Annotated in this window: 11 protein-coding genes; 5 read left to right on the top strand and 6 right to left on the bottom strand. The window is 65.2% G+C overall.

Annotated elements, in window-relative coordinates:
* The first annotated feature begins 26 nt into the window (after window positions 1-26).
* From BRA1253DRAFT_RS08595 to BRA1253DRAFT_RS08575, 5 genes are read left to right on the top strand one after another with little or no spacing between them, the layout of a single operon-like run.
* Window positions 27-1,628, top strand: a complete 1,602-nt coding sequence (locus BRA1253DRAFT_RS08595; RefSeq protein ID WP_007593095.1) for an ABC transporter substrate-binding protein — start codon at window positions 27-29, stop codon at window positions 1,626-1,628.
* A 17-nt stretch (window positions 1,629-1,645) separates the two neighbouring features.
* On the top strand, window positions 1,646-2,587 hold the full coding sequence (locus tag BRA1253DRAFT_RS08590) for an ABC transporter permease (RefSeq protein ID WP_007593093.1): 942 nt from the start codon (window positions 1,646-1,648) through the stop codon (window positions 2,585-2,587).
* Window positions 2,584-3,507, top strand: a complete 924-nt coding sequence (locus tag BRA1253DRAFT_RS08585) for an ABC transporter permease (RefSeq protein WP_007593091.1) — start codon at window positions 2,584-2,586, stop codon at window positions 3,505-3,507. Before BRA1253DRAFT_RS08590 ends, BRA1253DRAFT_RS08585 begins: the two co-directional genes overlap by 4 nt.
* Window positions 3,508-3,526: 19 nt before the next feature.
* Window positions 3,527-4,516 carry an ABC transporter ATP-binding protein gene (locus tag BRA1253DRAFT_RS08580; RefSeq protein WP_007593086.1) on the top strand — a complete coding sequence of 330 codons (990 nt, stop codon included), beginning with the start codon at window positions 3,527-3,529 and terminating at the stop codon, window positions 4,514-4,516.
* Window positions 4,513-5,505 carry an ABC transporter ATP-binding protein gene (locus BRA1253DRAFT_RS08575; RefSeq protein ID WP_007593084.1) on the top strand — a complete coding sequence of 331 codons (993 nt, stop codon included), beginning with the start codon at window positions 4,513-4,515 and terminating at the stop codon, window positions 5,503-5,505. The genes BRA1253DRAFT_RS08580 and BRA1253DRAFT_RS08575 overlap by 4 nt, the downstream gene beginning before the upstream one ends.
* 179 nt (window positions 5,506-5,684) lie before the next feature.
* Here BRA1253DRAFT_RS08575 and BRA1253DRAFT_RS08570 read toward each other — a convergent pair whose 3' ends face one another.
* From BRA1253DRAFT_RS08570 to BRA1253DRAFT_RS08545, 6 genes are all read right to left on the bottom strand, one after another.
* On the bottom strand, window positions 5,685-5,972 hold the full coding sequence (locus BRA1253DRAFT_RS08570) for a YciI family protein (protein ID WP_007593082.1): 288 nt from the start codon (window positions 5,970-5,972) through the stop codon (window positions 5,685-5,687).
* 80 nt (window positions 5,973-6,052) lie between these two features.
* Complete coding sequence (locus BRA1253DRAFT_RS08565; RefSeq protein ID WP_007593080.1) at window positions 6,053-7,027, bottom strand: sugar ABC transporter substrate-binding protein; 975 nt, start codon at window positions 7,025-7,027, stop codon at window positions 6,053-6,055.
* Between the two features lie 42 nt (window positions 7,028-7,069).
* Window positions 7,070-8,047, bottom strand: a complete 978-nt coding sequence (locus BRA1253DRAFT_RS08560) for an ABC transporter permease (RefSeq protein WP_007593078.1) — start codon at window positions 8,045-8,047, stop codon at window positions 7,070-7,072.
* Window positions 8,044-8,994 (bottom strand): ABC transporter permease, encoded by a 951-nt coding sequence (locus tag BRA1253DRAFT_RS08555; RefSeq protein ID WP_007593077.1) that lies wholly within the window; start codon window positions 8,992-8,994, stop codon window positions 8,044-8,046. Before BRA1253DRAFT_RS08555 ends, BRA1253DRAFT_RS08560 begins: the two co-directional genes overlap by 4 nt.
* The gene (locus tag BRA1253DRAFT_RS08550) at window positions 8,987-10,513 is read right to left on the bottom strand and encodes a sugar ABC transporter ATP-binding protein (protein WP_007593075.1); all 1,527 of its coding nucleotides are present in this window, start codon (window positions 10,511-10,513) and stop codon (window positions 8,987-8,989) included. The genes BRA1253DRAFT_RS08555 and BRA1253DRAFT_RS08550 overlap by 8 nt, the downstream gene beginning before the upstream one ends.
* Entirely contained in the window at window positions 10,510-11,904 is a 1,395-nt protein-coding gene (locus BRA1253DRAFT_RS08545) for an FAD-linked oxidase C-terminal domain-containing protein (protein WP_007593073.1), read from the bottom strand. The genes BRA1253DRAFT_RS08550 and BRA1253DRAFT_RS08545 overlap by 4 nt, the downstream gene beginning before the upstream one ends.
* Window positions 11,905-11,936: the final 32 nt, after the last annotated feature.

Raw genomic sequence — 11,936 nt, 5'->3', positions numbered from 1 at the left:
CATCACGGCACTATTGGGAGGATTTCATGGATCGCAGGACCGTATTGAAGGGACTGGCCGGCGCGGGCGGTCTGGCATTGAGCGGCTTCTCGGCCCCGGCGATCGCACAAGGCGCCTCCGCGCGCACCCTGCGCTTCGTGCCGCAAGCAAACCTCGCCAATTTCGACCCGATCTGGGGCACGCAATATGTCGTGCGCAATGCCGCCGCGCTGGTCTGGGATACGCTCTACGGCGTCGATTCCGCGCTCCAGCCGCAGCGGCAGATGGTCGAGTCCGAGGAAGTGACCGACGACGGCACCACCTGGACGTTCAAATTGCGGCCGGGCCTCAAATTCCACGACGGCGAGCCGGTGCGGAGCAAGGACGTCGTTGCGAGTCTCACCCGCTGGGCGGCGCGCGATCCGATGGGGCTGATGCTCAAGGCACTGCAGCAGGAACTCACTGCTGTCGACGATCGCACTTTCAAATGGGTGCTGAAGCAGCCGTTCCCGAAGATGCTCTATGCGCTTGGCAAGAACAACTCGCCCTGCGCCTTCATCATGCCGGAGCGCATCGCGCAGACCGACCCGTTCAAGCAGATCGGCGATTATGTCGGCTCGGGGCCGATGAAGTTTGCCAAGGGCGAGTGGGTCCCCGGCGCGAAAGCCGTGTTCGAGAAGTTTGCCGACTATGTACCGCGGCAGGAGAAGGCGTCGTGGCTCGCCGGCGGCAAGCAGATGCTGCTCGACCGCGTCGAATGGATCGTGATGCCGGATCCGGCGACCGCCGCGGCCGCGTTGCAAAACGGCGAGATCGACTGGTGGGAGAACCCCATCGCCGATCTCGTCCCGGTCCTCAAGAACAACAAGAACATCAGCGTCGACATCGGCGATCCGCTCGGCAATGTCGGCTCGTTCCGCATGAACTTCCTGTATCCGCCCTTCAACGACGTGCGGGCGCGGCGCGCAGTGCTGATGGCGATGAGCCAGGAAGACTATATGCGCGCGCTCGTCGGTGACGACAATTCGCTGTGGAAGTCGCTGCCCGGCTTCTTCACACCGGATACGCCGCTCTACACCGAGGCGGGCGGCGAGGTCCTCAAGGGCAAGCGCGATCTTGACGCTGCCAAGAAGCTGCTCGCCGAGAGCGGTTATTCCGGCCAGCCGGTGACCTGCCTGGTGGCGCAGGACCAGCCGATCACCAAGGCGTTCGGCGATGTGACCGCCGATCTCTTGAAGAAGCTCGGCATGAATGTCGACTTCGTCGCGACCGATTGGGGCACGGTCGGCTCGCGTCGCGCGCAAAAGACGCCGCCCGGACAGGGCGGCTGGAACATGTTCCACACCTGGCATGCGGGTTCGGACTGCATCAATCCGGCGCCCTATACCGCCATTCGCGCCAACGGCGACAAGGCCTGGTTCGGCTGGCCGAACAGCCCCGGCACGGAAAAGGAGGTCACGTCCTGGTTCGAGGCCAAGGGCCTCGACGAGGAGAAGGCCGCGGTCGCTCGTCTCAACAAGGTCGCGCTCGAGGACGTCGTCTACGCGCCGACCGGCTTCTTCCTCAGCTACACGGCCTGGCGCAAGAACGTCTCCGGCATCACAAAGGGGCCGCTGCCGTTCTTCTGGGGCGTGTCGAAATCCGCATGACCTTGCGCTGAAGCCAGATGCTATCCTACATCCTCCGGCGTATCGCCTCGACCTTGCCAGTGATGGCCATCGTCGCGCTGTTCGTGTTCAGCCTGCTCTACATCGCGCCGGGAGATCCCGCCGTGGTGATCGCAGGCGATCAGGCAAGTCCGGAGGATGTGGAGCGTATCCGTCAGAGCCTCGGCCTCGATCGACCCTTCCTGATCCAGTTCGGCAGTTGGGTCTGGCGCATTCTGCATGGCGATCTCGGCACCTCGATCTTCACCAATTTGCCGGTCTCGACCATGATCGGGCAGCGTCTCGGGCCGACGCTGTCGCTGATGATGGTCACGCTCCTGCTCACGATCGTGGTCGCGGTGCCGCTCGGCGTGCTGGCGGCCTGGAAGGCGGGAAGCCTGATCGACCGGGCCATCATGGCCTTTGCCGTGTTCGGCTTCTCCCTGCCGGTCTTCGTCGTCGGCTATGTCCTCGCCTACGTCTTCGCGCTGGAGCTCGAATGGCTTCCGGTGCAAGGCTATACGCCGCTCGCCCAGGGCGTCTGGCCCTGGCTGCAAAACCTGATCCTGCCGGCGATCGCGCTCGGCTGTGTCTACATCGCGCTGATCGCCCGTATCACGCGCGCCACCATGCTCGAAGTATTGCAGCAGGATTATATCCGCACCGCGCGCGCCAAGGGCCTCGGACAGGGCGGCATCCTGTTCGTCCACGCGCTGAAGAACGCGGCGGTGCCGATCGTCACGGTGATCGGCATCGGCATCGCGCTGCTGATCGGCGGCGCGGTCGTCACGGAAAGCGTTTTCGCGATTCCCGGCCTCGGCCGGCTCACGATCGACGCGATCCTGCGCCGCGATTATCCCGTAATCCAGGGCATCGTGCTGCTGTTCAGCTTCGTCTACGTCCTCGTCAATCTGATGATCGACGTCATTTATACGCTCGTTGACCCGAGGATCCGCTATTGACCGATACGACCGTCAATCCGCAAGCGCTGCCGGCGGGCTTCGTCCTCGCGCCGCAACTGCCTGAGATCCTCCGGCCGGTTACGATCCGGCGCGGCTTCGTCGGGCTGCTGCGCGGCCATCCCACCGTTGCCATTGGCGGCACGTTGCTGCTGTTGCTCGTCCTGATCGCGATCTTTGCGCCTTATCTTGGAACGGTGGATCCGACCGCACTTGCGCCGGCCAAGCGGACCCGCGCACCGTCGGCGCTTTACTGGTTTGGCACCGACGTTCTCGGCCGTGACATCTATTCACGCGTGCTGTTCGGCGCGCGCGTCTCGCTCACGGTCGGCTTGTCCGTTGCGATCTTCGCCTCCGCGGCCGGTCTCGCCATCGGCATCGTCTCCGGCTTCATCCGCTGGGCCGACGGCATCTTGATGCGCTTCATGGACGGCCTGATGTCGATCCCGCCGATCCTGCTGGCGATCGCGCTGATGGCGCTGACACGCGGCAGCGTCGGCAACGTCATTCTCGCGATCACCGTCGCCGAAATCCCGCGCGTCTCCCGCCTCGTGCGCAGCGTCGTGCTCTCGCTGCGCGAGCAGCCCTACGTGGATGCGGCAGTGGCCTGCGGCACGCGCACACCGATGATCATCCTGCGCCATATCCTGCCCAACACGCTGGCGCCGATGCTGATCCAGGCGACTTACATTTGTGCCAGCGCGATGATCACCGAGGCGATCCTGTCCTTCATCGGCGCTGGTACGCCGCCGACCATTCCGTCCTGGGGCAACATCATGGCCGAGGGGCGGGCGCTGTGGCAGGTCAAACCCTACATCGTGTTCTTTCCGGCGGCCTTCCTGTCCGTCACCGTGCTTGCCGTGAACCTGCTCGGCGACGGCCTTCGCGATGCGCTCGATCCGCGCATGGCCAAGAGCCTCTGATGTCAAGGGGCTGATCACGATGGCGCTGCTCGAAGTTGAGAACCTCCAGACCCACTTCCGGACGCCCAGCGGCATCAACCGCGCGGTTGAAGGCGTGTCGTTCCATGTCAACGAGGGCGAGACGCTCGCGATCGTCGGTGAGTCCGGCTGCGGCAAGTCGGTGACCTCGATGTCGCTGATGCGGCTGATCCCGGAACCGCCGGGAAGGATCGCCGGCAGCATCCGCTTCGCGGGCAAGGACCTGCTGCAAATGTCCGACCGCGAGATGCGCGCGATCCGCGGCAACGACATCTCGATGATTTTTCAGGAGCCGATGACCAGCCTCAACCCGGTCCTGACCGTCGGGCGTCAAATCCGCGAGACGCTGATGATCCACCAGGGCCTGGACAAGCAGGCCGCAGAGGCGCACGCCATCGAGATGTTGATTCTGGTCGGCATTCCCGAGCCGAAGCGTCGCGTGCGCGAATATCCGCATCAGCTCTCCGGCGGCATGCGCCAGCGTGTCATGATCGCCATTGCACTCGCCTGCAATCCAAAGCTTCTCATTGCCGACGAGCCGACCACCGCGCTCGACGTGACGATCCAGGCGCAGATCCTGAAATTGATGCTGGACCTCAAGCACCGGGTTGGCGCAGCGATCATCCTGATCACCCACGATCTCGGCGTCGTCGCCGAGATCGCCGAGCGCGTCATGGTCATGTATGCCGGCCGCAAGGTCGAGGAGGCGCCGGTGGCGGAACTGTTCCGATCGCCGCGTCATCCCTATACGCAGGGCCTGCTCGGCGCAGTGCCGCGGCTCGGCTCGTCGCTGACCGGCACCGCGAGACGGCTGGCTGAAATTCCGGGGCAGGTGCCTGATCTGCGCAAGCCCATCGTCGGCTGCGTCTTCGCCGGACGTTGCGCGCTCGCGACCGATCTCTGCCGGCAGTACGCGCCAGGGCTCGAAGAGAAGGGGCCACGTCACGTCGCGGCCTGCCACTATGCGGCCAAGGGAGCGGTCGCGGCATGAGTCCCCCGCTGCTCCAGGTCAACGACCTCAAGAAGCACTTCCCGGTCAAAAAGGGCCTGTTCAGCCGCAAGTCCGAATGGGTCTATGCGGTGGACGGCGTGTCGTTCGAGATCGCGCGCGGCGAGACGCTCTCTCTGGTCGGCGAGTCCGGTTGCGGCAAATCGACGGTCGGCCGTGCGATCCTGCGACTGTTCGACATCACGTCGGGGCAGGTCATCCTCGACGGCCAGCGCATCGACGACGCCCATCCGAGCACGATGCGCCAGATGCGCCGCCGTGTGCAGGTGGTGTTCCAGGACCCGTTCTCGAGCCTCAATCCGCGCATGCGCGTGCGCGACATCCTGGCCGAGCCGATCCGCAATTTCGGGCTCGCCAAATCCGCAATCGACCTCGAGACCCGCGTGACCGCGCTGATGGACACCGTGCGCCTGCCGCGCGAGGCGTTGAACCGCAGGCCGCATGAATTTTCCGGCGGCCAGCGCCAACGCATCGGCATCGCGCGGGCGCTCGCCGCCGAGCCCGAGCTGATCGTCTGCGACGAGGCGGTCTCGGCGCTCGACGTCTCGGTCAAGGCCCAGATCGTCAATCTGCTGCAGGATCTCCAGCGCGAGTTCGGCCTGGCGCTGCTGTTCATCAGCCACGACCTCGCGATCGTCGAGCACATGACCCATCGCGTCGCGGTGATGTATCTCGGCAAGATCGTCGAGGTGGCGCCGCGCTACGAGATCTTCGCCGCGCCAAAGCATCCTTACACCAAGGCGCTGCTCTCGGCGGTCCCGCTGCCGGAGCCGGGGGCCCAGCGCAATCCGATCATCCTCAAGGGCGACGTGCCGAGTCCGATCAACCCGCCGAGCGGGTGCCGCTTCCACACCCGTTGCCCGCTCGTGTTCGATCGCTGCCGGACCGAGGAGCCGACATTGCGCGCGGCCGGCCCCGAGCAGTGGGTGGCCTGTCATCTCGAAGAAGGTGCCGCGGTGGCGAGCGGCTAGCCGTTGGGGCCGCGGCGAAGCTCTGGATCGAGGCGTAGGGGCGACAATCGGGCAAGGATGGCACTCCGCTCCTGTTCTGCCCGACGAGTCAAAGACGTTTGCGACGAAAATTCATGTGTAAAAACAACCCCGTTCTTACTGTGCATGGGGTTGTTTTCGCGTTTTTGTTGAGCCGCCTTTCAGCCTTGGCGGCGCAGGAAGCCCGTGATCGTGACCTTGTCCCAGATGTCGGCCGCCGCAAACGGATCGGCTCGGTTGAAAGCCTCGACCTCGCTGCGGCCAGGCGCCTCGATCAGGAACAGGCTGCCGATCATGGTCGCGCCGTCGTCGGAGACCAGCGGTCCCGACATCACGATCTCGACGCTGAAGCGCGAGGTGTCGCTCAGGAAAGCCTTGTGGGCGTCGTAATTGGCGAGCCGGGTCGGCAACGCCCCGGCGCGGTCGACGGCGTGAATGGCGAACAGCATGATGGTCTCCGTTTATGTCTCGTTTTCTTGGGACGGCCGCGGCTGCGGCCGTCCGGGCTTGTCGCGATGGGTGCGCCTGGTTACTTGCCGCCGAGCTTGCTGGCTTCCTCGAAAGTCGGGCAGCTCCGTTGCTCCAGCGGCACGTCGAACGGCTGGTAATTGTCCTTGGTGATCACGGTCGGCTTCAGCACGATCTCGGCAATGACGGGCTGGTTGCGCAGGGAGCGGATCGCCATCATGGTGCCAAGGCATCCCTGAAAAAATCCGTTGTAGTCGCCGCTCGCGAGCAGCTTGCCGGACTTGATCGCGTCGATCGCTTCCTTGGTGCCGTTGATGCCGATCACCTGCGCCTTGCGGTTGGCGCCGTCGAGCGCCTCGATCGCACCGACGGCCATGGCGTCGTTGGCGGCGAGCACGCCGTCGATCTGCGCGTTCGACTGCATCAGATTCTCCATCACCTGGAGCGCCTGGAGCCGCTGGTAGTTGCCGGGCTGCGAGGCCAGCAGTTTGGCACCGGCGTTTTCCTTCAGTGCGTCGTTGAAGCCGCGGACGCGGTCGACATTGGTCAGCGAGCCCTTGACGCCCTCGATGATGACGATGTTGCCCTTGGCGCCCAGCGTCTTGAGCAGGAAGCGCGCGGTCTCGAGCCCGAGGCTGTAATCGTCGGCGCCGACGAAGGACAGGAACTTGCCGCCGGCGGAGCGGTCGGTGATGTTGACGACGGGGATCTTGGCATCGTTGATCTTCTCGACACCCGGCACCATCGCCTTGTAGTCGACCGGCGTGAAGACGATGGCGCTCGGCTTCTTCACCACGACGTCCTCGATCTGGCTGAGCTGCTCGGGAATGCTGTCGGGCTTGGTCGGGATGTACTGCAGCGTCTTCGCGTTCAGCGTCTTCGCCATGTTGTCGGCGCCGACCCGCACGGTCTGGAAGAACGGGTTGGTCTGGTTCTTGGTGAAGACGGCGATGGTCTCGCCGTCGGCTCGCGCTTGCGTGGTGAGCGCGGGCGCCATCAGCAGCGGCAGCGCCAAATAACCCAGTGTCTGTTTCATGTTGCCTCCATCCCTCATTTTGCTTGTTGGTCGTTCAAGAACTCATTGCGCGCGGCGGCGGGTCTTCATGTCGAGCCAGACCGCGAGAATGACGATGATGCCGGTGACCAGCGGCTGCCAGTTGGCGCTGACCGACAAGAGGTTCATGCCGTTCAGCACCAGCGTCAGGATCAGTGCGCCGATGAAGGTGCCGAACACGGTGCCGACGCCGCCGAACAGCGAGGTGCCGCCGATCAGCACGGCGGCGATCGCGGGCAGCGTCAGGCTTTCGCCGATATCGGCCTCGGCCGAATTGAGCCGCGACAGGAAGATGATCGAGGCGAGCCCCGCCATGGTGCCGGAGACGGCGTAGACCAGCAGCAGGCGGCGCGCGACCGGAATGCCGGAGAGCCGCGCCGCAACCGGATTGGCGCCGATCGCATAGATCTCCTGGCCCCAGATCGTTCGCTGCGCAAACAGTGTTCCGATCCCGAGGAACACCAGCAGCAGGTAGACCGGGATCGGCAGGCCGAACAGATAGCCGCTGCCGATCTGGCGGAAGCCTGCCGGAAAGCCGTGAAGGGTTTCGCCCGCCATGTACCAGTAGGTGAGGCCGTTCAGCACCCAGAGCATGCCGTAGGTGGCGATGAAGGAGGGGATACGAAGCGCGGTGACCATGACCCCGTTGAGCAGGCCGACGATGCCGCCGCAGGCAAGCCCGGTGAGAATGCCAAGCGCCGGCGAGCCGGTCTTGTGGATCACGGTCCCGGCGATGCAGGCGGACAGCGCGACATTGGCGCCGACGGAGAGATCGAGGCCCGCGGTCAGCACCACCAGGGTCAGGCCGGAGGCGATGAAGAAGGTCAGGCTCGCCTGCCTGAGCACATTGAGGATGTTGCCGAGGCTCAGGAAGGAATCGCTGAGCACGGCAAGCACCGCACAGATCAGCAGCGCCGCAAGCAGGCGATAGAACAATTGGATCGCATCCTGCGACAGGAACGAGCGCGGCGGCGCGATGGCCTCTTTGCTGATGTCGGTCATGCGCGGCTCCTGAGCCCGTCGAGGAACAGCGCGACGATGACGAGCACGCCGACGCTTGCGACCTGCACCGAGGACGGCAGCGAGATCAGGTTCAGCCCGTTGCGCAGCACGCCCACCGAGAGCACGCCGAGCACGGTGCCGAGCAGCCAGCCATTGCCGCGCTCGAACGACGTGCCGCCGACGGCGACGGCCGCGATCGCATCGAATTCGAGACCGAGGCCGGCCGTCGGGTGACCGGAATTCATCCGCGCCGTCATCAGCAGGCCGGCAATGCCGGCCATCGCGCCACCGATCGCATAGACCATGATCAGCAGACGGTTGGGTGACAGGCCGGCATAGCGCAGCGCCTCCCGGTTGCCGCCGAGCGCGAAGATGTAGGTGCCGAAACGGGTGTGATAGAGCAGGCCGTGAAACGTTGCATAGGTCACCAGCGCCATCACGATCGGCACGGGAACGCCCAGCAGCGTCGCCGAATAGATGTCGCGTACGCTGTGGGGGATGCCGACCACGCTCTGGCCGTCGCTGACGATCAGTGACAGGCCTTGCGCCATGCCAAGCGTGCCCAAGGTCGCGACGAAAGGTGGGATGCCCACGATGGCGACCAGCCAGCCGTTGGCGAAGCCGAAGGCTGTGCCGACGAGAAGCCCGGCACCGAGGCCGAGCGACATCGAGTGGGTGGCGAGCGAGACGATGGCGACGCAGAGCGAGGTCAGGGTCAGCACCGCGCCCATCGACAGGTCCAGCCCCTCGGTCATGATGATCAAGGTCATCGGCAGCGCGAGCATGGTCAGGATCGTCGACTGCACCAGCACGTTGGAGAGGTTGGCGACCGACAGAAAACCGGGCGCGATCGTGCTGAACAGCGCGATCAGCAGCACCAGCACGATGGCAACGCCGGGAATGCGTTGCAATGGATTGGGTTGAGAGACGACTGCGGCCTCACGCATGATGCATCCCCAGTCGCACGATGTTCTCCTCCGTCAGCTCGTTGCGCGCGAGGTGCCCGGCGACACGCCCCTCGCGCATCACATAGGCGCGGTCGCAGACATGGCAGATCTCGACCTGTTCGGACGAGATCATCAGCGCGGCCGCGCCTTCAGCGACAAGTCGGTCGATCAGGGCGAAGATTTCGGCCTTGGCGCCGATGTCGATGCCCCGGGTCGGCTCGTCGAAGATGAAGAGCTTCGAGCCGGCAGCGAGCCACTTCCCGATCACGACCTTCTGCTGATTGCCGCCGGAGAGCAGACCGACGGTCTGGCGCGCGCTGGGCGTCGCAATGCGCAACTGCCGGATCAGGCCGTCGGCAGTGCGCTGCGCGCTGCGTTGATCGAACAGACCGCTCGGAAACAGCTTTCGCAGCGCCGACACCACCAGATTGTCCCCCACCGACCGCAACAGTGCGAGGCCCTCGCTCTTGCGGCTCTCCGGGATCAGCGCAATGCCGCAGCGGGCGGCAAGATCAGGCTCGCCGGAGATAGTCTTGCCGTCGAAGACGATCTCGCCTGATGTCACGGGATCGGCCCCGAAGATCGCGCGCGCGACCTCGCTACGACCGGAGCCGACCAGGCCACACAGGCCGACGATCTCGCCCCGCCGCACCTCGATGTTGATGTCCGAGATTCCGGTGGAGGCGCTCAGGCCCTTGACCTCGAGCAGCACTTCGCCGGGTTCGTCGGCAAAATTGCGCGGGTAGGTCATGTCGACATTGCGGCCGACCATCATGCGGACGAGCTGGTCCGGCGTGACGTCGGCCGGGCGAACGCCGTCGATGCGACGACCGTCGCGCAGCACGGTGATGCGGTCTCCGAGCGCGAACACCTCCGCCATGCGGTGCGAGATGTAGACGATGGAGACGCCGTCGGCCTTCAGCCGCGCGATTAGCGCGAACAGCAGCTCGGTCTCGCGATCGGACAGTGCTGCGGTCGGTTCGTCCATCACGAGGATGCGGGCGTTCTGGCTGATCGCTTTGGCGATCTCGACCATCTGCTGCTGCGCCACCCCTAACTTGTCGACGATGGTTGACGGGTCGATGTCAAAGCCGATCGTGCCAAGCACGCGCGCGGCGTCGGCCAAAATCTTGCGGCGGTCGATGGTGCCGGGGATGCGGCCCTTCGGCTCGCGGCCGAGAAAAATGTTCTGGGCGATATCGAGATGGGGGACCAGCGAGAATTCCTGGAAGATCACGGCGATGCCGAGCTTCTGCGCGTCTGCGGCCGAGTTGATCGCGACCGGCTCGCCCTTGAAGTAGAACTCGCCGGCATCGGCGCGATAGGCCCCGCACAGCACCTTCATCAGGCTCGACTTGCCGGCGCCGTTCTCGCCCAGCAGCATATGGACTTCGCCGGGGAAGACGGCAAAGGACACGTCATCCAGCGCCTTGACGCCAGGAAACTCCTTGCTGATGCCGCGCAGCTCGAGGAGCGGGACAGGCGAGGAGGGCTCGACGGCCAATGCGGCGGTGCTCATGCCTGCGCTCCGCTTGCAAAGATCTTTCCGGGATTCATCAGGCCCTTGGGGTCGAGCGCGGTCTTGATCGATCGCATCACATCGACGGCCTCGCCGAGTTCATCAGCGAGATAATCGATCTTGCCGAGCCCGATGCCGTGCTCGCCGGTGCAGGTGCCGTCCATGGCAATCGCGCGGGCGACCATGCGAGCCTGGAGCGCCTTGGCGCCTTCGACTTCCTCCGGCCTTGCCGGGTCAATCAGGATCAGCATGTGGAAATTGCCGTCGCCGACGTGGCCGACGATCGGCGCGATGAACCCGCGCCCGTCCGCGTCGCGCCGGGTCTCCGTGAGGCATTCCGCCAGTCGCGAGATCGGCACGCAGACATCGGTGATCACGGCACGCGCGCCGGGGCGGAGGCCCAGGCCGGCATAGAGCGTGTTGTCGCGGGCGTGCCAGAGACGGCTGCGATCCTCCGGTGCCTTCGCCCAGGCAAAGCCATGGCCGCCATGGTCGGCGGCAATGGCCTGTGCGGCCTCGGCCTGCTCGGCGACGGAAGTCTCAGAACCATGGAATTCGAAGAACAGGGTCGGGGCTTCGCGATAGCCGAGCTTCGCATAGGCGTTGATGCCGCGCATCATGACGTCGTCGAGCAGCTCGATGCGCGCCACGGGGATCGCGGACTGGATCACGGAGATCGCGGTGTCCACGGCGTCCTGCAGGGTGTCGAAGCTGCAGACCGCGGCCGAGATCGCCTGCGGCACGGGATGCACCTTGAGCGTGATCTCGGTGATGACACCGAGCGTGCCCTCGGCGCCGACGAACATGCGGGTCAGGTCGTAACCGGCGGCCGACTTGCGCGCACGCCGGGCGGTTCGGATCACGCGGCCGTCGGCCAGCACCACCTCCAGCGCCATGACGTTGTCCTTCATGGTGCCGTAGCGCACCGCCATGGTGCCGGAGGCCCGCGTGGACGTCATGCCGCCGATCGAGGCGTCGGCGCCGGGGTCGATCGGAAAGAAAAGCCCGGTGCCGCGCAGCGCCGCATTGAGCTGCTTTCGTGTGATGCCGGGCTGGACCACGACGTCCATGTCGCTCTCGTGCACCGTCAGCACCTTGTTCATGCGTGCGAAGTCGAAGCAGACTCCCCCCGCGACCGCGGCCGCATTGCCTTCGAGCGAGGTCCCGGCGCCGAACGGAACGATGGGCATGTTCGCGCCCGCGCATAGCTTGACGATCTCCGCGACCTCCTGCGTGGTTTCAGGGAATACGACGATGTCTGGCGGCAGGCTGCGATAATGTGACTCGCTCTGCCCATGCTGATCGAGCACGCCACGCGCGACGCTCGCGCGCGGGCCGATCAAGCCTGTGAGGCGATCGGCCAATATGCCCGTGCTGACCCGTGGTCCCATCCTTGCTCCCTGTCTTGCCCTGCCGGACTCTT

The sequence above is a fragment of the Bradyrhizobium sp. WSM1253 genome, assembly GCF_000244935.1.
Lineage (GTDB): Bacteria > Pseudomonadota > Alphaproteobacteria > Rhizobiales > Xanthobacteraceae > Bradyrhizobium > Bradyrhizobium canariense.
This window is presented reverse-complemented; position numbering and strand designations above follow the sequence as displayed.

Bases quoted from the DNA above. Each gene is read 5' to 3' on its own strand.
- BRA1253DRAFT_RS08595 (WP_007593095.1), top strand. From the start codon at position 27: ATGGATCGCAGGACCGTATTGAAGGGACTGGCCGGCGCGGGCGGTCTG.
- BRA1253DRAFT_RS08590 (WP_007593093.1), top strand. From the start codon at position 1,646: ATGCTATCCTACATCCTCCGGCGTATCGCCTCGACCTTGCCAGTGATG.
- BRA1253DRAFT_RS08580 (WP_007593086.1), top strand. From the start codon at position 3,527: ATGGCGCTGCTCGAAGTTGAGAACCTCCAGACCCACTTCCGGACGCCC.
- BRA1253DRAFT_RS08575 (WP_007593084.1), top strand. From the start codon at position 4,513: ATGAGTCCCCCGCTGCTCCAGGTCAACGACCTCAAGAAGCACTTCCCG.
- BRA1253DRAFT_RS08570 (WP_007593082.1), bottom strand. From the start codon at position 5,972: ATGCTGTTCGCCATTCACGCCGTCGACCGCGCCGGGGCGTTGCCGACC.
- BRA1253DRAFT_RS08565 (WP_007593080.1), bottom strand. From the start codon at position 7,027: ATGAAACAGACACTGGGTTATTTGGCGCTGCCGCTGCTGATGGCGCCC.
- BRA1253DRAFT_RS08560 (WP_007593078.1), bottom strand. From the start codon at position 8,047: ATGACCGACATCAGCAAAGAGGCCATCGCGCCGCCGCGCTCGTTCCTG.
- BRA1253DRAFT_RS08555 (WP_007593077.1), bottom strand. From the start codon at position 8,994: ATGCGTGAGGCCGCAGTCGTCTCTCAACCCAATCCATTGCAACGCATT.
- BRA1253DRAFT_RS08550 (WP_007593075.1), bottom strand. From the start codon at position 10,513: ATGAGCACCGCCGCATTGGCCGTCGAGCCCTCCTCGCCTGTCCCGCTC.
- BRA1253DRAFT_RS08545 (WP_007593073.1), bottom strand. From the start codon at position 11,904: ATGGGACCACGGGTCAGCACGGGCATATTGGCCGATCGCCTCACAGGC.